Here is a 21,406-nt window from a genome sequence, read left to right as displayed (position 1 = left end):
TAAGCCGTTATTTGCGAGCGTCAAATCGGGTATGGGCAAGGACTGACATCATGACTGCACCGCGGCCGCCGCGCGGCTCTGTGTTTCTGGTTGAAGACGAAGTCATGATCCGGATGATGGTGGCCGACATGCTCGAGGAGCTCGGCTATACCGTCGCGGCCGAGGCCGGCGAAATCGGCGAAGCGATGCGGCTGGCCGAGAGCACCTTTTTCGACGTCGCCATTCTCGACGTCAACGTCAACGGCAAGGTCATCTCGCCGGTGGCCGATCTCATCAAGGCGCGCAACCGGCCCTTCATCTTCGCAACCGGCTACGGCTCGTCGGGATTGCCGGAAGAATATCGCGACCGGCCGGCCCTGCAGAAGCCGTTCCAGCTCGAGACGCTCGGAAAGGCGATCGACCATGCGCTGCGTGGCGCTGAGCCACAGGGGTAGACGGCGCTTCAGCCCAGAATGTCGCTGAGCTTGCCGGAGAACGCCTCGTCCGTGCGATCCAGGCGAAGCGGAGTCACTGACACGTAGTGCGCCGCGAGGGCCGCGAGGTCCGTCCCCTCGTCGGGCACGTCGAGCGAGGCAGCGCGGTCGAAGCCGATCCAGAAATAGGGATTGCCGCGGCCGTCGCGACGCTCGTCGACCTTCAAGAAGCCGAGATTGCGCTTGCCCTGGCGGGTGACCACGACGCCCCTGACCTCTTCCGGCGCACAGGCTGGGAAGTTGACGTTGATCACCGTATTCCTTGGTACGCCGGCTTCGAGCACCTTGCGCACGATCTGCGGGCCGAATTTGAGCGCGGTGTCCCAGGACGGCTTGTCACGCGTTGCGACGCTGAATTCCTGCGACAGGGCGAACGACGGCAAGCCGAGAATGGTGCCTTCGAGCGCGCCGGCGATGGTGCCCGAATAGACGACGTCCTCGGCAACGTTACGGCCCTTGTTGACGCCCGACAGCACCACGTCGGGCAGCTTCGCCCCCAGGATATGACGGGCCCCCATGATGACGCAGTCGGTCGGCGTGCCGCGCACCGCGAAATGCCGCGGGCCGACCTCGCGCAGCCGCAGGGGGTCATTGAGCGAGAGCGAATGGGACACGCCGCTCTGGTCCAGTTCGGGAGCCACGATCCAGATGTCGTCGGACAGGGCGCGTGCGACCTCCTCGATCACCTTGAGACCCGGCGCATGGATTCCGTCGTCATTGGTGCAGAGAATCCGCATGGCCACCTTTCCATCCCGTTCAAGACGATTGCCGCGGTGTCTTATCTGCTGCGCGACATCGAGGCAAACCCGCCGCCTCGAGCCGGGTTCGGCAGTGGTTCAGGGCCGAATCCGCCACTGCGGCAGGAACCTGGCGAGCTTCCCTCGCGTACCCAGCCGGAGCAACGCGGCGGGGGTGACGGACACATGGGACGCTGGCGGAGGGACCGGCGAAGGCACAGCGGACTCGGCCAGCGGCGGCGCCGGAAACCGGGCCCGCGCAACACCCAGCGCCTTGTCGAAATCAGCAGCGTTGAACCAGGCCTGATGGCGCAGGGCCTCCGGCGGGCCATCATGCCACACCGCTGCACGATCGATATCGAATGCTCCCTTCAGGCGTTGATCGACCGCCTGGATGCCGGAGCCGGTGACGGCCCATTGCCGTCCGATCCAGAAAATATCCCGATGCAGAGCCATGATGCCGGTATCTGAAAAGCAATTGCTGAACAGAACCGAGGATACGACCCGTCGGCGCCCACACAATGGCGGCGACCTGGGCGGATGCAATTTGCCGCGGCGCTATGGCTCCGCGGCCACCACCTTGAGGCCGCCCATATAGGGCTGCAGCACATCGGGGACGGCGATCGAGCCGTCGGCCTGCTGATAGGTCTCCATCACTGCGATCAGCGCGCGGCCGACTGCCGTGCCCGAGCCGTTCAATGTGTGCACGAAGCGCGGCTTGCCGTCGCTTCCGCGATAGCGTGCATCCATGCGGCGTGCCTGGAAGTCGCCGCACACCGAACAGCTGGAGATCTCGCGGAAGGCGCCGCCATCGCCCTGCCCGGGCATCCATACCTCGATGTCGTAGGTCTTCTGCGAGGAGAAGCCCATGTCGCCGGTGCACAGCGTGATGACGCGATAGTGCAGATCGAGCCGGCGCAGCACTTCCTCGGCGCAGGCCAGCATGCGCTCATGCTCGTCCTTGCTGGTCTCCGGCGTCGTGATCGACACCAGCTCGACCTTGGTGAACTGATGCTGACGGATCATGCCGCGGGTGTCGCGACCGGCCGCGCCCGCCTCGGCGCGAAAGCATGGCGTCAGCGCCGTGAGCCGCATCGGCAGCTCCTTCTCGTCGACGATGGACTCGCGCACCAGGTTGGTCAGGGCCACCTCGGCAGTTGGAATGAGACCGAGCCGCTCGGTCTTGAGGCGCTCATCCGGCTCTGCAATCAGCTCGCCCTTCACGGCCCAGAACTGGTCGTCCTCGAATTTCGGCAATTGGCCCGTACCGAACATGACGTCGTTGCGTACCAGCAGCGGCGGATTGATCTCGGTGTAGCCGTGCTCATTGGTATGAAGATCGAGCATGAACTGCCCGAGCGCGCGCTCGAGCCGCGCCAGGCCCCTCTTCAGCACGACGAAGCGCGCGCCCGACAGCTTCGCAGCCGACTCGAAGTCCATGGTGCCAAGAGCCGCACCGAGATCATCATGCGGCTTCGGCGCGAAGGCGTAGTTGCGCCGGGCGCCGAACATGTGGCGCTCGACATTGTCGTGCTCGTCCTTGCCGTCCGGCACCTCGTCGAGCGGCAAATTGGGAATCGCCGAGAGCTCGCGCGCCAGCTCCTCATCCGCCTGCTTCGCGGCCGCCTCGAGCTCTGGCATGGTGGTCTTGAGCTTGGCGACCTCCTCCATCAGCGCCGATGCGCGCGCGTCGTCCTTGGCCTTCTTGGCCTCGCCGATTTCCTTGGAGGCGGCGTTGCGCCGCGCCTGCGCCTGCTCGGACGCCAGGATCGCAGCGCGACGCCGCTCGTCGATGGCGAGCAGCTGCGACGACTGGGGCGACAGACCCCGGCGCGTCAGCGCCGCATCGAAACCTTGCGGATTGTCGCGGATCGATTTGATGTCGTGCATGGTCGTTCGGTCCTGGAGACGAAAAGATCTCGGCGAGTCGCCCGGGGTCACGGGCCGGCTTGCACTACCGCGAATGGCAGCGGATGGGAACAGGCCAGGCCGGGCGGGAAGCCCGGCCCTACTCGGCCGGATTGCTGGGCAGATTGCCGGAGCCGGACGACGTGCCGGAGCCCGACTTCGCAGCCGCTTGCTTCTCGACGATCCCCACCGCGATGATGGCGCCTTCGTAGAGGGCCAGCAGCGGGATCGCCAAGGACGCTTGGCTCAGCACGTCCGGCGGCGTCAGCACGGCGGCGATGATGAAGGCGATGACGATGAAATAGCGCCGCTTCTCTTTCAGCATCTGCGAGGTCACGATGCCGATGCGACCAAGCAGGGTCAGGATCACCGGCAGCTGGAACGCGATGCCGAAGGCGAAGATCAGCGACATCATCAGCGACAGATATTCGCCGACCTTGGGCATCAGCGCGATTTGCGCCGTCTCGGGGCCGCCGAGCTGCTGCATGCCCAGTGAGAAGCGCACGATCATCGGCCACACCGCAAAATAGACCAGCATGGCGCCGAGGACGAAGAAGACGGGGGTCGCTATCAAGTAGGGTAGGAAAGCATTGCGTTCGTGGCGATACAGCCCCGGCGCCACGAACTTGTAGATCTGCGTCGCGATGATCGGGAACGAGATGAAACCGGCGCCGAACATCGCGAGCTTGAGCTGCGTGATGAAATATTCGAGCAGCTGGGTGTAGATGAACTTGCTGTTCTCGGCCCCTGCCACCCAGACGAACGGCAGCACCAGGATGTTGTAGATCTGCTTGGCGAAAAAGAAGCAGAAGATGAAGGCCACGCCGAAGCCGAGCAGTGCCTTGATCAGCCGCGACCGCAGCTCGATCAGGTGATCCATCAACGGGGCCTTGCTGGCCTCGATATCTTCGACGGTCATGACGCTTTGGCGTCCTTCAGACGTTCAGCTTCTGCTGACGCAGACATTTCAGGCTGCGGCTCGGGCTTGATTTCACGCACGATCGCCAGCGGCTCGCCCACGGATTGATGGACTTCAGCCTCCACGAAGGTCTCGGCCACTGGAGGTTCGGGGGTGGTCGGGGTCATCATAGCAGGCTCGGGCGAAGCAGCAGCGACATCCGATGCGGGTGCCGGCTCGGCGGACTTGTCGATCCCCTCGATATCGAGAGCCTTGTCGACGTCGCGCTGCAACGAGGAAATCACGCCGGTCGGGGTGAAACCGCTGGCCGCCTCGCGGACCTCATCGAAACTCTTCTTGAGGTCGGCCATCTCCGCTTCGCGCATCGCCTCCTGGAACTGGCCCTGGAACTCCGAGGCCATCCGGCGCGCCTTGCCGATCCATTGCCCGACCATGCGCAGGACGCCCGGAAGCTCCTTGGGACCGATCGCGATCAACGCGACGACCCCAATGACGAGCAGCTCACTCCAGCCGATATCGAACATGAAACAATCCGCCTACGCGACGACGCCTCTGATCCCGCCTGCCCGGACCTGTCCGAACAGGTCCCGGTGCCGTCCCTGCGGGAGCGCGCCGCCCGCGCCTTTCACGCGCAGATCAAACGGCTTTGCTGCCGACATCCGTGCGGGTGGCCGAAGGCGTGGCGCCGTGATCGATCGACTTGACGGGCTCGGTCTTCTCCGGCGCCTTGTCGTCGTCCTGCATGCCCTTCTTGAACGCCTTGATGCCCTGCGCGACGTCGCCCATCAGATCGGAAATCTTGCCGCGCCCGAACAACAGCAGGACGACCGCGATCACGACGATCCAGTGCCAAATGCTAAGCGAACCCATCCTGCAACCCTCCAAACACCGGCGCAGCCTTCACCCGACTGCCCGTCGACGCTACCGCCGAAACCGCGCCATATCCATGGACTTGACCGCGACACTTCGCTTCTAGCATTCGATTGCGAAACAGCAACACGAACGCGGCCTGTCACTAGCCGAAAATAGCGCGCGGACAGCCCGATCTGGGCGGAAGGTAGGCGCCAACGCCTCCAAAAACAAGCACTTAAGGTCCGACAAATCGAGGCCGGACCTACGCAATAACGCGAGTGTTAACAGCCCCAGCCGCTAGTTTTAGTGCGGCGAGCCGTCGTCGTCGGTATCGCGGTCGTGCGCGTCATCGGCCGCGTCGATCTCCTCATCCGCCGCGTCGACCTCGGCCTCGGCCTCTGCCTCGTCGTCTAACTGAGCGTCAGCGTCGGCAGACAGCTCGACGAGTTCGATAACGGCCCCGTCGTCCGGCCCGACCTCGATCTCCTCGACGGCCAAGTCCACCTCGGTGATCTCGGTTTCCGCATCGGCGCCCGGCAGTTCCAGATCGCCAATGGCGACCTGCGACGAGGTGTCGTCCCGAACAGCGGCCTCGGCGGTCGCCATCTGGCCTTCGGCGACCTCGGCCGCAGCCGTGTCGGCTGCGACCGTTTCCATCTCGGCCGTTTCGTCTTCCGCGGCTTCGGCCTCGCCAGATTCGGCCTCGACCGCCGGCGCAAGCGCCAGATCGAGATCGCCCGGATCCAGCGGCTCCTCGTCCTCCCGGAGCGTCGGATCGTCAGATGGCGTCGGGACGGTGAAGCCGGTCGGCAGGCGAGAATCCAGCAGGCCCGTGCCCTTCAGCTCTTCCAGGCCAGGCAGATCGCCCAGGGTCTCCAGGCTGAACTGGGCCAGGAACGCATCGGTGGTGCCGAAGGTCAGCGGACGGCCCGGGGTCTTGCGGCGCCCGCGTGGCTTGATCCAGCCGGTCTCCAACAGAACGTCCAACGTTCCCTTGGAGGTGACGACGCCGCGGATCTCTTCGATCTCGGCACGCGTCACCGGCTGGTGATAGGCAACGATGGCCAGAACTTCGATCGCCGCGCGTGACAGCTTGCGCGTTTCGGTGCTCTCGCGCGTCATCAGCCAGGCGAGATCACCGGCGGTACGGAAGGTCCACTTGTTGGCGACGCGCACGAGGTTGACGCCGCGATTGGCGTATTCCGCCTGCAGTTGCGCCAACGCGGCCTTGATATCGACACCTTCAGGCATTCGCTTGGCAAGCGTGGCCTGCTCGAGCGGCTCGGCCGAGGCAAACAAGAGTGCCTCGAGGATGCGCAACTCTTCGGGGCGCACCTCGGGCTCGCTCGTCGCGATCTCGTCGGGCTCTTCCATGCGCAGTTCCGCCAAGCTTGCCATGGCAGGGTCTCCTTCTTCGTTACTCAACCGTCAAGTCCGGCGCAGCCATGGCGCCGGGCTGGATCGGTGGACGCTTACGAAAATACAGCGGCGCGAACGCCTGCTTCTGGTTCAGCTCGAGCTGCCCTTCGCGGACCAGCTCCAGCACGGCCGCAAAGCTCGATGCGAAGACGGTAGCCTTTTGGGCCGGCTCGGCGACGTAGCTCAGCAGATAGTCGTCGAGACATCCCCAGTCGTCCGACACCTCGGTCATGCCGACGAGCCGTTCGAGCGACGCGCGCGCCTCGGCGAGCGACCAGACGGTGCGCTTGGCCATATGAACGGATGTCACGACACGTGCCTGCCGCTGAATGGCGTAGGCCGACAGCAGGTCGAACAGGGTGGCTGTGAACTTGGGGCGGCGGACTTCCGCGATTTCTTCCGGATTGCCGCGGGGAAACACGTCGCGCTGGAACTGCGGACGATTCATCAGACGATTGGCGGCCTCGCGGATCGCCTCCAGGCGGCGCAGCCGGTTGGCGAGCGCGGTCGCCATCTCCTCGGCGCTCGGCCCTTCCTGCGCTGGCGGCTCGGGCAACAGGAGACGCGACTTCAGGAAGGCGAGCCAAGCCGCCATCACGAGGTAGTCGGCTGCAAGCTCGAGCCGGATCTTGCGCGCGGCCTCGATGAACTGGAGATACTGGTCGGCCAACGCAAGGATGGAGATCTTGGCGAGGTCGACCTTCTGCTGCCGCGCCAGCGCGAGCAGCAGGTCGAGCGGGCCCTCGTAGCCCTCGACGTCGACGACCAACGCCGGTTCGGCCTCGGCCAGCTCCGTGGTGGGCCGGCCGGTTTCAAACGACAGAATTTCAGCGGTCATGCGCTCGCGGGTCCCAGCCGGTTGATCAAGGCGTCGAGCTCGCCGCGCGCGGCGTCACGATCGAAGCCTGTGGGTGCCTTGCGCGCCGCAAGCGCGCGATCGGCGCGAACCAGAGCCTGGCCGGCCAGCTCCGGCGTCTCGGCCGCGACCGCCTGCATCTCGTCCAGTCGGCCGTTGCAGTGAAGAACCATGTCGCAGCCGGCCGCCACGATCGCACGCGTGCGCTCGGCGATCGATCCGGCCAATGCGTTCATGGAAACGTCATCACTCATCAACAAACCCTGGAACCCGATCCGTTTGCGAATCACCCGTTCGATCATTGTCGCAGAAGTCGTGGCCGGATGGGCGGCGTCGATTGCGCTAAACACAACATGTGCAGTCATCGCCATCGGGAGGTCGGCCAGCGGCCTGAAGGCGGCGAAATCGGTTGCGTCGAGTTCCGCTTCTGGCGTGTCCACGGTCGGCAGCCGGAAATGGGTGTCGGCGGCGGCCCGGCCATGCCCCGGAATGTGCTTCAGCACCGGCAGCACGCCGCCCTGCTCCAGCCCCTCCGTCACCGCCCGGGCGATCGCCGCCACCTTTTCTGGCGTCGTGCCATAGGCCCGATCCCCGATCACGGCATCGGCGCCGACAACAGGGACGTCTGCGAGCGGCAGGCAATCCACGGTGATGCCGAGCGCAAGCAGGTCGTCGGCGATCAGGCGGGCGCTGAGCCAAGCGGCACGGAGGCCTGCGGCCGAATCAAGATCGTAGAGACGGTCGAACACCACGCCTGCGGGATAGGCCGGCCAATGCGGCGGCCCCAGCCGCTGCACCCGGCCCCCCTCTTGGTCGATCAGGACTGGAGCCTCGGCGCGGCCGACGCAGGCCCTTAATTCCTCAACCAGTGCAGTCACTTGGGTGGGTGACTGGACGTTGCGTTTGAACAGGATGAAACCCCAGGGGCTGAACTCGCGGATGAACGCGCGCTCGGCGTCGGTGAGATCAGGCCCGGAGATGCCGGTAATGAAAGCCCGCATGGTCATGCGGGCCGCATAGACCCCGCCTCGGGGGCGGTCAAGCAAGCCTTACTGGTTGCTAAACGGGAAACACTGTCCGCCGGCGGTTTTCAACGATCCGCACATCTTGTTGGCCTCTTCCTTCGTCGCGAAGGGCCCGACGGCTGCGCGGTACCTGACACCGCCCTTCTCACCCAGATCCATCCGCCTGATGATCGGCTCATATTTGCCCAGCACGGCGCCGTACTTGTCCTGCACCGCCTTGTAGGACGACATCGCCTCCGCCTCGCTGGCCTGCGACGAGATCGAGACCAGATAGCCGCCGGTACGATCATTCTGGGTCTGCTCGGTGACCGGCACGGCCGCGGCGATGCGCGCCGGTGCGGCGGCCTGCGGTGTCAGCGGCATCGGGCTGTCGTTGGCGGCCGACGCGTTGGCGTTGGCCGGCGATTTGCGGCCCTTCGGCGTCGCCGCCGGCTTGGTTGCAGGCGTCGCCGGCATCGGCGGATCGGCCGCTGCGGCCTGATTGCCCCCCGTCACGGATAGCGTCTTGATCGGACGCGGATCACTGTTGGGCAAAATGCCATTGGCGTTGGCCATTTGCGACATCGGGGCCGCACCGGCGCTGACCGGCGGCGGAGCCGCATTCTGGCTCATTTGCGGGAACACCACGCGCGGATTGCCGCCGCGGGCGTTCAAATCCATCGGCGTCTCCTCGCGGGACACCAGCTTCTCGCCGCCGTCATTGCCGAGCAGGCGATCCGGCACTTTCGGCGTCGGATCCTGCTGGGCCATGATCTTGGTCGGACTGTTGTCGGCGCGAATGATCGGCGGCTCGCCAGTGCGGCCGGACGAGATGTAGGTCTTGTAGCCGTAGGCGCCGCCGGTGCCGACCACTGCAAGGGTCAACACCGCGAGCACGGTGCTCATGCCGCTGCGCCGCCGCGGCCGCTCCTCTTCCTCGCCCTCGTCGTAGCCGTCCTGATAGCCGTATTGGCCGTCCTGGAAATCGTTGTCGCCCTGAAACCCCTGCTGTCCCGAGCCCATCTGCCCGAACAGCGCATCGTCATAGCGCGAGGAGTCCGGCTCGTTGTCATCGAAGCCGTTGTCGCGGTTGTAGTCGCGGTCGTTCTCGGCGAACCCGTGGCGCGACTCCCCGACGCTGTAGTCGAGCTTGGACAGCTGGTCGGCGAACTCCGCGTTCGGATAACCCTGCTGCTGCCGGGGCGCGGGCGCGAAATCCTGCTCCGGGAAGCCCGGCTGGCCGCGCGGATCCTGATAGCCCGCCGGAAAGGCCGGCGGTGCCGGCGCCGGCTGCGGCGGCTCGCGGCCGATGTCGGCGAAGGGATTGGCGGCGGCAGGCTGGGCACGTTGCATCCAGGCCGGAGCGCCGGCAGGAGGCATGCCGGGAACCGACTGTTCTGGCGCGGGCGCGGCGGGGCGCACCATCGGACGCGACTGAGGTTGCGGAGTTGCCCGACCCGACGCGGCAAAAGGATCGTTCTGCCCGATCAGGCGAGCGAGTTCGGCGAGCGGATCGGCATCGGCCTGCTGGTTTCCACCACGGCCAAAACCATCAGCGGGAAAGGGTCTGTCCTGGTAACGATCAGCCATCGTGATGAAGCGTCCCTGCGGGTGAGCCGCATATGCGTCCTAAGGCGGACCCTGCCAGATTGAGGCCCCCAACTGAAGTCGTGTGTTTCCCCCAATCAGCGCATTGCATCAGGAGCATTAACGCCCAAGATCGCAAGTCCCGACGCCAGAACCGAGACGACGCCCTGAACCATGGCCAAACGTGCCTTGGTCAATTCTGCATCATCATCGATAATGAAGCGTAAATAGGGCAAATCCCGCCCCCGCGTCCAGAGGGCGTGAAATTCGCTTGCAAGTTCATATAGGTAGAAGGCGATCCGGTGCGGCTCATGCGCTACGGCCGCGCTCTCAACCGTACGTGGGTACAGTGCCAGCCGTTTCAAGAGGTCGTGTTCAGCCGGGTCGGATAGTTTTTCGAGATTCGCCTGCGCCAGGAACGCGAGTCGCGCGCCCTCCGCCTCCGGCAATTCGGGCAGGCCTTCCCGGGCATTGCGGAAGATCGAATGCCCTCGCGCGTGGCCGTACTGGACGTAGAACACGGGATTGTCGCGCGACTGCTCGATCACCTTGGCAAGGTCGAAATCGAGCACGGCGTCGTTCTTGCGGTAGAGCATCATGAAACGGACCGCATCGCGCCCCACTTCATCAACAACTTCCCGCAAGGTGACGAAGTCGCCGGAGCGCTTCGACATCTTCACCGGCTCGCCATTGCGCAACAGCTTGACGAGCTGCACGACCTTGACGTCGAGCACTGCCTGCGCAGCCGTGACGGCCTTCACCGCCGCCTGCATGCGCTTGATGTAGCCGCCGTGATCAGCGCCGAATACGTCGATCAGGTCAGCGAAGCCGCGCTCGAACTTGTGCCGGTGGTTGGCAATGTCGGAGGCGAAATAGGTGTAGCTGCCGTCCGACTTGATCAGTGGACGATCGACGTCATCGCCATAGGCGGTGGCGCGGAACAGGAGCTGCTCGCGATCCTCCCAATCCTCCACCGGCGCGCCCTTTGGCGGCGGCAGACGGCCTTCATACACGTCGCCCCGCTCGCGCAGGAACTCGATCGTGTCGGCAACCTTGTTGGTGCTACCTGCAATCAGCGAGCGCTCCGAAAAGAACACGTCATGACGGATGTTCAACGCGGCGAGATCGTCCTTGATCTCGGCCATCATCATCGCGATCGCCTTGTCGCGTACGATCGGCAGCCACTCGGTCTCAGCGAGCGCCTTGAGCTTGTCGCCGTACTCGCTCGCGAGCGCCTGCCCGACCGGCTTGAGATAGTCGCCGGGATAGAGCCCATCCGGAATCGCGCCGATATCCTCGCCGAGCGCCTCGCGATATCGGAGGAAGGCGGAGCGCGCGAGCACGTCGACCTGCGCGCCGGCGTCGTTGATGTAGTACTCGCGCGTGACGTCGCGCCCGGCGAACTGCAGCAGGCTGCATAGCGCATCGCCGAACACGGCGCCGCGGCAGTGTCCGACATGCATCGGCCCGGTCGGATTGGCCGACACGTACTCGACGTTCACCTTCGGCGCGCCGGGCACCGGCGCGACGCAGCCGTAGGCAGCGCCTTCGCGCAGGATCGTGCCGAGCGCTTGCGCCCAGACCACCGGCTGAAGCGTCAGATTGATAAAGCCGGGACCGGCGACGTCGACCTTGGCGACGAGTTCGTCGGCCCGCAGCCGCTCGGCGATCTGCTCGGCGAGATCGCGCGGCTTGGCCTTCGCCTCCTTGGCGAGCACCATCGCCGCATTGGTGGCCATGTCGCCGTGACTCGGATCGCGCGGCGGCTCGACCACCACGCGCGAAAAATCGATGCCCTCGGGCCAGCCGCCATCCTTGGCGAGCGCGGCGCAGATGGCGTGGACACGCGCGAGCATGTCGGCAAAAAGGTAAGGGGTGGAAGCTTGTTCGACCATGCCGCCGCCTAACGCAAATCCGGAGTCGAGTCAAAAAGCCGGTGGTGCTCCGTTAAGGCGAAACGGTCCGTCATTCCGGCGATAAAGTGGCCGATGCGGCGAGCCCGATCGCCCTCGCCCTCGCAACCGTCCAGCCAGCCTGCGGGCAGCGTCGAACCGTCCTCATGGTAGCGGCCATACAGGTCGGCGACGATGCGCTCTGCGTCGCGCATCACCCGCATCACCCGCTCATGGCGGTACATCCGCTGCCAGAGAAACCCCTTGATGGTCGCCTCATGCTCGGCCACATCGGCCGGAAATGCCACCAGCGGCCCGCTGTGCCGCCTGATGTCGTGAGGCGACATCGGCTGTGCCCGCGCGATCCGGCGCTCGGCCTCGGCCGCCACGGCTGCGATCAGGTAGGAGATCAGCTCGCGCACCAGCTCGGCGCCGCGCCGGATCGGATCGAGCGCCGGATATTGGCGGTCGATCTCGGCGATCATCGCGGCCAGCAGCGGAATCTCCTTGAGGTCGTCGACCGTGAACAGGCCGGCCCGCAGCCCGTCGTCGATATCGTGGGCGTCATAGGCGATGTCGTCCGCGAGCGCCGCGACCTGGGCCTCCAGCGAGGCGTAGCTCCACAGCTCCAGGTCGAACCGGGCGTTGAACTCGGTAATTCCCGGCGGGATCGGCGCCTGCAACGGCCCGTTGTGCTTGACGATGCCCTCGAGCGATTCCCAGGTCAGGTTGAGACCGTCGAAATCCGGGTAGCGCTGCTCGAACGACGTGACGATGCGCAATGTCTGGGCATTGTGGTCGAAGCCGCCATGGTCCGCCATGCAGCGGTTCAGGGCGCGCTCGCCGGCATGGCCGAACGGCGGGTGGCCGAGATCATGCGCCAGGGCCAGCGTCTCCGTCAGGTCCTCGTCGAGGCCGAACTGGCGGGCGAGCGCGCGGGCGATCTGGGCGACTTCCAAAGAATGGGTCAGACGGGTGCGGTAGTGGTCGCCTTCGTGGAAGACGAACACCTGGGTCTTGTGCTTGAGCCGTCGGAAGGCGGTCGAATGGATCACGCGGTCGCAATCGCGGCGAAAGGGGCTGCGGGTGCGGGACGGCGGCTCGGCGAACAGGCGGCCCCGGCTGCGATCGGGATCGCAGGAATAGGGAGCGCGGGGGGCAGCCATTCCGACCGACACGGGCGATTGTTCCTTTTGCGATTTGATTCCTCGACGGAGCCCACTTAACTATGGGGAGTGCCCGGCACCAAATGAATAGGGCATGACGCGCCTCCCGGAGACCCATTGCCATGACTGATGCCTCGACCGGCCCCGTCACCATCAGCGAACGCGCCGCCCGCCGCATCGGAGAGATCCTCGGCAAGGAGAGCGCCGGCGCGATGCTGCGCATCTCGGTCGAAGGCGGTGGCTGCTCCGGCTTCCAGTACAAGTTCGACATCGACCGCGCCAAGGCGGACGACGATCTCGTCATCGAGCGCGATCGCGCGGTGGTGCTGGTCGATCCGGCCTCGGTGCCGTTCCTCGCCGGCTCGGAGGTCGATTTCGTCGACGACCTGATGGGCGCCTCGTTCCGGGTCAATAATCCCAACGCCACCGCCTCCTGCGGCTGCGGCACCAGCTTCTCGGTCTAGCCTCCGTCGTATCGGTCAGACCTCCGCGGTAACGGCAGGGCTGTCGGACGGCGCAAGCGTTGGCCCTTCAAGGCTCGGTGCGGGCGTTCCGATTGCCTTCAGCATCGCCGCCACCATGGCCGGCTTGCGCAACGGCTTGGCCAGAAAGTCGGTCATGCCGGCCTCGCGGCACTGCTTGATGTCGTCCGGGAAGGCGTTGGCCGTGAGCGCGATGATCGGGAGCTCGGCGAGCCGCCCGCCCCTCGCCCGGATGGTCCGGGTCGCGGTGATGCCATCCATCTCGGGCATGCGGACGTCCATCAGCACCAGATCGAATTCCTGTTCGTCCGCCGCCTTCACCGCCTGCAAGCCATCCGGAACGATGCATTTGTCGACCGCGAACTCCTGCAGCATCTTCGACACCACCATGCGGTTGGTGGCGTCGTCCTCGGCGATCAGGACGCGCAACGGACGGCCAAGCGCTTCGATCCGCGCCTTGAGGTCACCGGCGCCGACGCGGTCGCCGCGCTGATCGGACACCTGCTTGTCGCTCCACGGCAGGGTCAGGCTGAAGCGGAAGGTCGAGCCTTCGCCCTGTACCGACGACACCGCAATCGATCCGCCCATCTGCTCGATGATGCGCCGGGAGATCGCGAGCCCCAGCCCGGTGCCGCCGAAGCGGCGATTGATCGACGCATCGGCCTGGGCGAAATCCGTGAACAGCTTGCCGACGCGATCGGCGGGAATGCCCATGCCGGTGTCGGAGACGCGCCACTCGATCGTCGCCTTGTGATCGTCCCGCGTGCGGCAGGCTACGGCAATGGTGACGCCGCCGCGCTCGGTGAACTTCACCGCGTTCGATGCAAGATTGATCAGGACCTGGCGAATGCGCGCCACGTCGCCCTTCAGAGCCGGCGGCAGCTTCGGATCGATGTCCGCGTTGACCAGCAGGCTCTTCGATTTCGCGTTGACCCCCATGATGGCGGTGACCGCCTCGACCAGGGCTGCCGGCGAAAAATCCACCGTCTCGAATTCGAGCTTGCCGGCATTGAGCTTGGACAGATCGAGGATGTCGTTGAGGATGCGCTGCAGATTGTCGCCGGACTCGCGGATCGTCATGACCGCGTGGCGCTGCTCATCGTCGAGCTTTGTCTCCAGCAGGGTCGAGGCGAGCCCGAGCACGCCGTTCATGGGCGTGCGGATCTCGTGGCTCATCATCGCCAGGAAGTCGGACTTGGCACGGCTCTCGGCCTCCGCCTGCTCGGCCCGCCAGCGCTCGGTGACGTCGCGGCCGAAGCCGCGATAGCCCGCGAACTTGCCCTCATGGTCGCGCGCCGGCCGCGCCGTCAGCGCCCAGCGGCGGCGCTCGCCGCCCGCGACCACGACATGGATCAGGATCTCCGGGATCGACAGCCGCTTTGCCATGCGGTCGGCGAGAGTCGAAAGCGTCGCCGTATCCGTCGGGCAGAGATATTTCAGCGTATCGATCAGCCGCTCGCCCTTGAGCTGATCGAGCGGAAGCTGCGCCACGTCGGCGAAGCGCTGCGGCGCGTCGATCAGACGGCCCTCGGCATCGGTCTGCCACAGCCAGCTCGCGGCGTTCTCCTGGAATTCCTTCAGCAGCAGCGAGATCGTCTCGTTCTGGCGCTCATGCCGGATCTGCGCCTTCAGGTTCTCCAGGAACACGTTGCCGTGCGACACCAGGTGACGCACCATGAACGAGGTGTAGAGCAGCAGGAACACGACGAGCACGAGATAGGTCGCGCCGCCGCACAGAAACAGCGACCCCACCGAGGCGAGCATCAGGGTCCAGGTGTAGGCGAGGCCGGCCCGCGGCACGCTCGACATCGCGAACGCGCCACCGGAGATCATCCCGGTCATCAGCGAGCCCACGATGATCTGCAGATGCGGATCGACCTGCGGCATCACGATCAGCGGCAGCGATCCCCAGATGGTCGCCAAGAAAAACGCCTGCAGCGTCATCCGGGAGATGGCGCGTTCGGACGCCTCCTGCGGCCGCGACTTGCGCGCGCGCCACCAGCCGCGCAGCGCCATGCCGCCGGCCACGGCGATCGCGGCGCCCCACGCGATGAGGAAGAGATTGGAGACGGTGTTCCAGAACACGCCGAGAATGATCGCCGCGTTGGCGAAATTGATGCCGATGGTCACGGGGACGAGGCGCGCGACGGCATCGACCTGCTGCGCCCGGATGCGCCGGCGATCGCGCTCGGTCAGCGCTTCATCGTCGAGACCTTCGATGGCGCCGAAGCCGCCGATCCAAAGGAAGAAGGCACCCAGCGGGCTGCCACCGGCCGTTCGCTTCGAGCGCGTGGGATCCCCAGGCCAATTCATGAGCGCGCAGAACCTTCCTTGTGATCCCTTGCCATGCCTGACCGGCTGCTTCAGCCGCGTTAATTGTCCCGCCCGTAGAATTACGGAAGCTCCGAACGCGCGCGCTGACAGGGCTGGATGCAACTCGTCGTTCTCGCGGCACGATATGCCCGAGTCATGATCGTCGATTTCACCCTCGTTGAGGTCGAGGGCGCAGGGAATGCCGGGTGCTGGCCGCAACCCATGGCCCGCCTGCAGAAAAAAGCAGGCGGCAGTCACCACAGGTCCAGCCGGTCAACCGGCATTCCCTGCGCGACGGCTCTACGCCTTATACGCACTCTCCCCGGGGACCGGCTTGATTGCCCCCGTGACCGGCGGATCATCGTCCCCACCGGCTTGGCCTCAGCATCGGGAGACCAGGACCATGCGATTTCGGCGTGCGCCAGGACTGTTCGTCCGCACGGCATCATCCGTGCTGCAGTCCACAGCGCCCGTCGCATCCCACCCCGCGTGTCGTGACGATCGCGATACGCCCCTCGTGCCGGGGCGGGACGACCTGAACGAAGCATGATTTCTGATAAAAAGAAACAACGAAATTTTTCGACGCGGGACTGGACAGGGCAAATCAGCTTGAAGCGACTGACGAAAATCCTTTCTGCGCGCAGACGGATTCGACGCCGGCCGCACCGGCTGACGCTCGGAAAATACACAAGGCCGCGCCACTGATTTGCCCGACGGGCACCCGCGACGGCGCAATGTCGCGCCGCGCTCTGACCAATCGCTCAGATCACCGCGCCGGATGCGTAGGCGCTGGCCCAACGCGGAAACCCGTTCTCCATGGCGCGCGCCGCGGCGCGATCCCAGTCGTAGGTGAGCGCGAACAACTCCGCCTGCCAATGTCCGCGCCGCTCCGTCAGAACGGCATAGCGCGCGTGCGGCGAGCGATATTCGAGCTGGGCAGCGACGGGGATGTCGCCGAATACGGGGCAGCCGACGCTGCCGGGATTGACCACCAGGGGACCGCGCGGCACCTGCACCATCGCCTGCCGATGGCTGTGGCCACACAGCACCAGCGTGGCGCCGCCGAGATTGACGAGACGCGCGGCCAGCACGTCGCGACGCGCCGAGACGTAGCGGCCGTCGTCGAGCATCTCTTCGAGGAGGCAGGTGCTGTCGTCATCCGGCGTGCCGTGGACGGCAAGAATGCCCTGCTCCAACGCGATCCGCGCCGGCAAGGCATGCAACTGGCGTCGCTGCTCAGGCGTGAGCGCCGCACGGGCGAAGCGGCCGGCCGGCGACAGCTTCTCCTCCGGCCATTCCTCGATCCAGCGGTCATGATTGCCGCGCACCGTCGGCAGCGCCAGCGACTGCAGCAGCTCGAAGGTTTCCTGCGGCCATAGCGGGCTCGTGACGCAGTCGCCGAGATTGACGGTGGCATCGACGCTGCGGGTCGCGATGTCGGCGAGCACGGCCTCCAGTGCCGGAAGATTGCCATGCACATCGGAAATCACGGCCAGTCGCATTGTCGTTTCCTCGCGTCGCAATTCGTAGTGATCACTTGAGACAGAGCCATAGCATGATCGTCATTGCGAGCGAAGCGAAGCAACCCAGGGCGACCCAGGAACTATGGATTACTTCGCTTCGCTCGCAATTGACGGCGCAAACGTAGGGTGGGCAAAGCGGCGCCGAAGGCGGCGCGTACCCACCATCGCGATCATGTTGTGGAACGGTGGGCACGGTGCTCGCGACGCTGGCGCGTCGCTGTGCGCCTTTGCCCACCCTACGATTCTCTCATTGCGGCGCATTGATCGCGAACACATCGGCGCGCTCGATGATCAGGTCGCGAAACAGACGCGCCCTATGCGACATCCATTGCGGATCGGGATAGACGACGTGCAGCGGCAGCGACGGGACGTCGTAGTCGGGCAGCAAGTGGATCAGCTTGCCCGACGCGATATGCTCCACCGCGCACCAGTCCGGCAGCACGGCAGCGCCGAGCCCTTCCAGCGCGGCCAGGGTCATGATGTCGGCGTCGTCGCACGTGAGCGATGGCATGATGCCGACGACGTGGCGGCCGGTCTCGGACTCGAAGCTCCATTCGTTCTTTGGCGACAACCGCGAATAGGTCACGCAGGGGAGCTCGCGCAGATCGTTCGGCAGCCGCGGCTGACGGTGCCGGGCGAGCAGCGTGGGCGCCGCGACCAGTAGCCGCTTCACGGTGCCGACGCGGCGCGCGACCAGCGAGCTCGAGCTGAGCACGCCAATGCGGACGGCGAGCTCGGTTCCGGTTTCGACGAGGTCAACGAACTGCTCGGTGAACCGGATGTCGAGCCGCACCTCGGGATAACGGCGGCTATATTCGGCGAAGACGTCGCTGAAGAAATAGCGGCCGAACGAGGTCGGCACCGTCATCCGCAAGGTGCCCGAGGGCGCGCCGACGCGCTTCGGCGACGGCATGCCCGCGCTCTCGAACAAGGTGACGATGTCCTTGGCGAGCTTGAGGACGCGATCGGCCTCGGTGGTCGGACGCAGCTTGCGCGTGGTGCGGACGAACAGGCGGCAGCCGAACTGCGCCTCCAAGAGCGCGATGCGCTTGGTGATCGCCGGTTGTCCCAAGCCGAGATCGGCCGCGGCCTGGGTGAAGCTGCCGGCCTCCATGACGCGGATGAAGGTCTGCAGCGCGTCGATCCGGTCCATCCATTCCTCCCCGGAATGAGTTTTATTCTCCTCATTCCGTATACGTCAGGAGGCGGCCTGGTCTAGCCTCTCAAAAAATGAAACGGAGGGAGACCATGGAGAAGTCGATTGGCATTGTCGGAGCCGGCATCGGCGGGCTGCATCTCGCGCTCTATCTGCAAAAGCATGGCGTCCGGGCGACGGTCCTGACCGACCGCGAGCCCGAGCAGTATGCTGCAACGCGGCTCATGAACACGGTGGCGCACCACGGCGTCACGGTCGCACGCGAGAACGAGCTCGGCGTGAATCATTGGGACGATCCTGATGTCGTCTATCACCACCACGATCACTTCTTCAATTTTCCGGGCAGCCCCCTGCTCTTCCGCGGCGCGTTCAAGCAGCCGAGCCGGGCCGTCGACTATCGGATCTATTTGCCGGCGCTGATGAAGGATTTCGAGAATCGCGGCGGCGCGATCGAATATGCCAGCATTCAGGACGACGACATTCCGGCGCTGGTGGCGCGCTTCGACCTGCTGGTGGTGTCGACCGGCAAGGGCGCGCTGGGGCGGATGTTCAGCCACCGGCCGGAGCTGTCGCCCTACAACCAGCCGCAGCGCCTGCTCTGCGTCGGCCTCTATGACGGTGTCGACCACGGCAGCCCCGACGGCGACGATCCGCGCGGCGTGACGCTGTCGGTCTCGCCGGGGCATGGCGAGATGATCGTGATCCCGACGCTCACCTTCGGCGGCATGAAGACGGCGCTGCTGATGGAGAACATTCCCGGCGGCGACATGGCCGAGCTGGTGTCGCTCAACTACGACGCCGATCCCTCGGGCTTCCGGCGGATGCTGCTCGACAAGCTGGAGAAGCACCATCCGCACACCTACAACCGGATCGACACGCACCGCTTCGATCTGCAGCCGCTGGACCTCTTGCAGGGCGCCGTGGTGCCGACCGTGCGGCGCTCCTCGGTCAGCTTCGACGACGGCAAGATCGCGATCGCGCTCGGCGACGTGCATTCCGTGGTCGATCCGATGATGGGCCAGGGTGCCAACATGGCCTCCTATGCCGCGTTCGAGCTTGGCAAGGCGATCACCGAGGCGGTGGCGTTCGACGACCGCTTCGTCGAGACGGTCGATCGCGCGCGCGAGAACCGCGTGCTCGCCGCCGCGCGCTGGACCAACCTGATGCTACAGCCGCCCTCGGAGGCGATGGGGCGGCTGATCTTCACCATGGCGCAGGATCGCGGGCTCTGCGACGAGTTCACCGACAATTTCAACTATCCGGAGCGGCAATGGGACCGGCTGGCGAGCGAGCGGCGGATTCATGCCTGGATCGATGACCGAGCAAAGCTTGCAGCGTGATGGCGGAGAGAAGCCGATGAGCCATCAGCCGGACCCGGCCAGTTTTCGCGCGGCCGCGTCGCGGTTCTCGACCGGTGTGACCGTGGTGACCAGCAGCGGTGACGACGGCGCGGCGGTCGGCATGACCGCCAACAGCTTCACCACGGTCTCGATGCAGCCTCCGACGGTGCTGGTGTCGCTGAAGCGCGGCCGGACGTGGCAGGCGGTGAGCGAGACGCGCCGCTATGCGGTCAATGTGCTCGCGGCCGACGCCGTCGCGATCTGCCGGCATTTCGCCGGCACCCCGCTGGCCCAACGAGCACCAGCGCTTGACGCGCGCGACGGGTTCTTCCTGCTGCCGCAGGCCATCGCGCAGTTCGGCTGCGAGGTCGTCAGCACGGTCGAGATCGCTGACCACACGCTGTTCATCGGCGAGGTCCGCTGGTGCCGGCACAGGGACGGCCTGCCGCTCGCGTTCTACGCCAGCCGCTTCCGCAACGGCTTGGGTGCGGAGATCTTGCCGGGCGATGCGCCGGCGTATCCGGCGGAGGGATGGAGCATTTGACCGCGTGGCGCGGTGGGCACGGCGCTGCGCGCCTTTTGCCCACCCCACCAGTCGACGGAAGTCTGATGCGGTTCGCCGGGACGACTTAGTGAGCCAAACATCGTCACATTGAAGACTGCGGGTCCGGCACAGTCGTGAGGCTCAACCGCCGATCGGTCCGGGGTCGATGCCCCCCGCTGTGGCGGCTCCAGGATGACCGGAGCGCGGCCACGTGACGATCGAACCTAAATTTTACCGCCCACCCCGCCTCGCCGTCAAATGGATCGGCACCGCAGGCGCCAGCCCTGCGGCCGGTGGTCCACAGGAGTTGCGCGCGTCGTCGGCTAGCGGCGCTCGTTCAGCCTGTGATTCCACGCCATTCGCCTTGACCGGGGTGGTCGCGGCTTGATCTAACCGAGGCCGTTTCTCCTTCCCCCGGGAACCTCAGGCCATGCGCATCGCCACCTGGAACGTCAATTCGGTCCGGCAGCGGATCGATCACCTCCTCACCTGGTTGAAGGAGTGCGCGCCGGACATCGTCTGCCTGCAGGAGATCAAGTGCACCGATGACGCATTCCCCAGGCTGGAGATCGAGGCGCTCGGCTACAACGTCGTGACGCACGGCCAGAAGACCTTCAACGGCGTGGCGCTGTTGTCGAAGCTGCCGTTCGACGAGACCAAGTCCGGGCTCGATGGGGATGCCGAGGATGTGCATGCGCGCTTCCTGGAAGGCGTGGTCAGCCTGAAGCACGGCGTCGTCCGCATCGCCTGCCTCTATCTGCCCAACGGCAATCCGCCGAACACGGAAAAATATCCCTACAAGCTCAAATGGATGTCGCGGCTTCGTGACTATGCGCGTGAACGGCTGAAGACCGAGGAGCCGCTGATCCTCGCAGGCGACTTCAACGTCATCCCCACGGCGGCCGATGTCTCCAATCCGGAAGCCTGGGTCGAGGACGCGCTGTTCCGCCCGCAGACGCGCGAGAGCTTCCAGGCGCTGCTCGGCCTCGGGCTCACGGACGCGCTGCGCGCGGTGACCGATGCGCCCGGGCGATACACGTTCTGGGACTATCAGGCGGGCGCCTGGCAGAAGAACATGGGGATCCGAATCGATCATCTGCTGCTGTCGCCGCAGGCCAGCGACCGGCTGGTCGAGGTCGGCATCGACAGTTATGTCCGCGCCTGGGAGAAGCCGTCCGACCACGTGCCGGTATGGGCCGATTTCGATCTCGAGACGGCGTAGAGTTCAAGGACGG

General features: G+C 65.6%; 20 protein-coding genes. 5 read left to right on the top strand and 15 right to left on the bottom strand.

All coding sequences use genetic code 11. The features are described from left to right. Positions 1 to 50: 50 nt before the first annotated feature. Positions 51 to 434: a response regulator gene (locus QX121_RS00950; RefSeq protein WP_315738142.1), complete on the top strand. Its 384-nt coding sequence runs from the start codon at positions 51 to 53 to the stop codon at positions 432 to 434. Positions 435 to 442: 8 nt separating this feature from the next. Here the strand turns inward: QX121_RS00950 and surE are convergent, their stop codons facing one another. The 12 genes from surE to QX121_RS00890 form a co-directional block, all read right to left on the bottom strand. After that, the gene (surE, locus tag QX121_RS00945; protein WP_315774957.1) at positions 443 to 1,210 is read right to left on the bottom strand and encodes a 5'/3'-nucleotidase SurE; all 768 of its coding nucleotides are present in this window, start codon (positions 1,208 to 1,210) and stop codon (positions 443 to 445) included. A gap of 99 nt (positions 1,211 to 1,309) precedes the next feature. Next, positions 1,310 to 1,666, bottom strand: a complete 357-nt coding sequence (locus QX121_RS00940; protein ID WP_315738144.1) for a hypothetical protein — start codon at positions 1,664 to 1,666, stop codon at positions 1,310 to 1,312. Between the two features lie 102 nt (positions 1,667 to 1,768). After that, on the bottom strand, positions 1,769 to 3,100 hold the full coding sequence (gene serS / locus QX121_RS00935) for a serine--tRNA ligase (protein ID WP_315756656.1): 1,332 nt from the start codon (positions 3,098 to 3,100) through the stop codon (positions 1,769 to 1,771). A gap of 118 nt (positions 3,101 to 3,218) precedes the next feature. Further along, a complete protein-coding gene (gene tatC, locus QX121_RS00930; protein WP_315738146.1) occupies positions 3,219 to 4,037 on the bottom strand; it encodes a twin-arginine translocase subunit TatC in 819 nt (272 codons plus the stop codon). Then, complete coding sequence (gene tatB / locus QX121_RS00925) at positions 4,034 to 4,561, bottom strand: Sec-independent protein translocase protein TatB (protein WP_315756657.1); 528 nt, start codon at positions 4,559 to 4,561, stop codon at positions 4,034 to 4,036. The genes tatC and tatB overlap by 4 nt, the downstream gene beginning before the upstream one ends. A 112-nt stretch (positions 4,562 to 4,673) precedes the next feature. Next, entirely contained in the window at positions 4,674 to 4,907 is a 234-nt protein-coding gene (locus tag QX121_RS00920) for a twin-arginine translocase TatA/TatE family subunit (protein ID WP_006614346.1), read from the bottom strand. A gap of 285 nt (positions 4,908 to 5,192) precedes the next feature. Further along, the gene (gene scpB, locus QX121_RS00915; RefSeq protein WP_315810928.1) at positions 5,193 to 6,287 is read right to left on the bottom strand and encodes an SMC-Scp complex subunit ScpB; all 1,095 of its coding nucleotides are present in this window, start codon (positions 6,285 to 6,287) and stop codon (positions 5,193 to 5,195) included. A gap of 19 nt (positions 6,288 to 6,306) precedes the next feature. Next, the gene (locus QX121_RS00910; protein ID WP_315738149.1) at positions 6,307 to 7,146 is read right to left on the bottom strand and encodes a ScpA family protein; all 840 of its coding nucleotides are present in this window, start codon (positions 7,144 to 7,146) and stop codon (positions 6,307 to 6,309) included. Continuing rightward, complete coding sequence (gene nagZ, locus QX121_RS00905) at positions 7,143 to 8,171, bottom strand: beta-N-acetylhexosaminidase (RefSeq protein ID WP_315810927.1); 1,029 nt, start codon at positions 8,169 to 8,171, stop codon at positions 7,143 to 7,145. Before nagZ ends, QX121_RS00910 begins: the two co-directional genes overlap by 4 nt. Positions 8,172 to 8,213: 42 nt before the next feature. Beyond that, positions 8,214 to 9,758, bottom strand: coding sequence for an SPOR domain-containing protein (locus tag QX121_RS00900; RefSeq protein ID WP_315810926.1), 1,545 nt, complete (start codon positions 9,756 to 9,758; stop codon positions 8,214 to 8,216). Between the two features lie 95 nt (positions 9,759 to 9,853). After that, positions 9,854 to 11,650, bottom strand: a complete 1,797-nt coding sequence (gene argS / locus QX121_RS00895; protein ID WP_315774965.1) for an arginine--tRNA ligase — start codon at positions 11,648 to 11,650, stop codon at positions 9,854 to 9,856. An 8-nt stretch (positions 11,651 to 11,658) separates the two neighbouring features. After that, positions 11,659 to 12,825, bottom strand: coding sequence for a deoxyguanosinetriphosphate triphosphohydrolase (locus tag QX121_RS00890; protein WP_315774966.1), 1,167 nt, complete (start codon positions 12,823 to 12,825; stop codon positions 11,659 to 11,661). Positions 12,826 to 12,935: 110 nt separating this feature from the next. Between QX121_RS00890 and erpA the strand changes: the two genes are divergently transcribed. Then, on the top strand, positions 12,936 to 13,277 hold the full coding sequence (erpA, locus tag QX121_RS00885; RefSeq protein ID WP_315711699.1) for an iron-sulfur cluster insertion protein ErpA: 342 nt from the start codon (positions 12,936 to 12,938) through the stop codon (positions 13,275 to 13,277). Positions 13,278 to 13,292: 15 nt separating this feature from the next. Here the strand turns inward: erpA and QX121_RS00880 are convergent, their stop codons facing one another. The 3 genes from QX121_RS00880 to QX121_RS00870 all read right to left on the bottom strand — a co-directional run bounded on the left by QX121_RS00880 (position 13,293) and on the right by QX121_RS00870 (position 18,284). After that, a complete protein-coding gene (locus QX121_RS00880; protein WP_315810925.1) occupies positions 13,293 to 15,608 on the bottom strand; it encodes an ATP-binding protein in 2,316 nt (771 codons plus the stop codon). A 761-nt stretch (positions 15,609 to 16,369) separates the two neighbouring features. Next, positions 16,370 to 17,110 carry a metallophosphoesterase family protein gene (locus tag QX121_RS00875; RefSeq protein WP_315774968.1) on the bottom strand — a complete coding sequence of 247 codons (741 nt, stop codon included), beginning with the start codon at positions 17,108 to 17,110 and terminating at the stop codon, positions 16,370 to 16,372. A gap of 268 nt (positions 17,111 to 17,378) precedes the next feature. Further along, complete coding sequence (locus QX121_RS00870) at positions 17,379 to 18,284, bottom strand: LysR family transcriptional regulator (RefSeq protein WP_315810924.1); 906 nt, start codon at positions 18,282 to 18,284, stop codon at positions 17,379 to 17,381. A gap of 95 nt (positions 18,285 to 18,379) precedes the next feature. On the opposite strand from QX121_RS00870, the gene styA reads away from it, so the two are divergent. The 3 genes from styA to xth all read left to right on the top strand — a co-directional run bounded on the left by styA (position 18,380) and on the right by xth (position 21,393). Continuing rightward, positions 18,380 to 19,627: a styrene monooxygenase subunit StyA gene (styA, locus tag QX121_RS00865; RefSeq protein WP_315810923.1), complete on the top strand. Its 1,248-nt coding sequence runs from the start codon at positions 18,380 to 18,382 to the stop codon at positions 19,625 to 19,627. A gap of 16 nt (positions 19,628 to 19,643) precedes the next feature. Then, positions 19,644 to 20,171 (top strand): flavin reductase family protein, encoded by a 528-nt coding sequence (locus QX121_RS00860; RefSeq protein WP_315810922.1) that lies wholly within the window; start codon positions 19,644 to 19,646, stop codon positions 20,169 to 20,171. A 430-nt stretch (positions 20,172 to 20,601) separates the two neighbouring features. After that, a complete protein-coding gene (xth, locus tag QX121_RS00855; RefSeq protein ID WP_315810921.1) occupies positions 20,602 to 21,393 on the top strand; it encodes an exodeoxyribonuclease III in 792 nt (263 codons plus the stop codon). The last annotated feature ends 13 nt before the right edge of the window (positions 21,394 to 21,406 follow it).

It is taken from the genome of Bradyrhizobium sp. SZCCHNR2028, assembly GCF_032380995.1.
Classification (GTDB): Bacteria; Pseudomonadota; Alphaproteobacteria; order Rhizobiales; family Xanthobacteraceae; genus Bradyrhizobium.
Note: the sequence above shows the minus strand (reverse complement) of the source record. Positions and strands in the feature narration are given on the sequence as shown.

Bases quoted from the DNA above. Each gene is read 5' to 3' on its own strand.
- QX121_RS00950 (WP_315738142.1), top strand. From the start codon at position 51: ATGACTGCACCGCGGCCGCCGCGCGGCTCTGTGTTTCTGGTTGAAGAC.
- surE (WP_315774957.1), bottom strand. From the start codon at position 1,210: ATGCGGATTCTCTGCACCAATGACGACGGAATCCATGCGCCGGGTCTC.
- QX121_RS00940 (WP_315738144.1), bottom strand. From the start codon at position 1,666: ATGGCTCTGCATCGGGATATTTTCTGGATCGGACGGCAATGGGCCGTC.
- serS (WP_315756656.1), bottom strand. From the start codon at position 3,100: ATGCACGACATCAAATCGATCCGCGACAATCCGCAAGGTTTCGATGCG.
- tatC (WP_315738146.1), bottom strand. From the start codon at position 4,037: ATGACCGTCGAAGATATCGAGGCCAGCAAGGCCCCGTTGATGGATCAC.
- tatB (WP_315756657.1), bottom strand. From the start codon at position 4,561: ATGTTCGATATCGGCTGGAGTGAGCTGCTCGTCATTGGGGTCGTCGCG.
- QX121_RS00920 (WP_006614346.1), bottom strand. From the start codon at position 4,907: ATGGGTTCGCTTAGCATTTGGCACTGGATCGTCGTGATCGCGGTCGTC.
- scpB (WP_315810928.1), bottom strand. From the start codon at position 6,287: ATGGCAAGCTTGGCGGAACTGCGCATGGAAGAGCCCGACGAGATCGCG.
- QX121_RS00910 (WP_315738149.1), bottom strand. From the start codon at position 7,146: ATGACCGCTGAAATTCTGTCGTTTGAAACCGGCCGGCCCACCACGGAG.
- nagZ (WP_315810927.1), bottom strand. From the start codon at position 8,171: ATGACCATGCGGGCTTTCATTACCGGCATCTCCGGGCCTGATCTCACC.
- QX121_RS00900 (WP_315810926.1), bottom strand. From the start codon at position 9,758: ATGGCTGATCGTTACCAGGACAGACCCTTTCCCGCTGATGGTTTTGGC.
- argS (WP_315774965.1), bottom strand. From the start codon at position 11,650: ATGGTCGAACAAGCTTCCACCCCTTACCTTTTTGCCGACATGCTCGCG.
- erpA (WP_315711699.1), top strand. From the start codon at position 12,936: ATGACTGATGCCTCGACCGGCCCCGTCACCATCAGCGAACGCGCCGCC.
- QX121_RS00880 (WP_315810925.1), bottom strand. From the start codon at position 15,608: ATGAATTGGCCTGGGGATCCCACGCGCTCGAAGCGAACGGCCGGTGGC.
- QX121_RS00875 (WP_315774968.1), bottom strand. From the start codon at position 17,110: ATGCGACTGGCCGTGATTTCCGATGTGCATGGCAATCTTCCGGCACTG.
- QX121_RS00870 (WP_315810924.1), bottom strand. From the start codon at position 18,284: ATGGACCGGATCGACGCGCTGCAGACCTTCATCCGCGTCATGGAGGCC.
- styA (WP_315810923.1), top strand. From the start codon at position 18,380: ATGGAGAAGTCGATTGGCATTGTCGGAGCCGGCATCGGCGGGCTGCAT.
- QX121_RS00860 (WP_315810922.1), top strand. From the start codon at position 19,644: ATGAGCCATCAGCCGGACCCGGCCAGTTTTCGCGCGGCCGCGTCGCGG.
- xth (WP_315810921.1), top strand. From the start codon at position 20,602: ATGCGCATCGCCACCTGGAACGTCAATTCGGTCCGGCAGCGGATCGAT.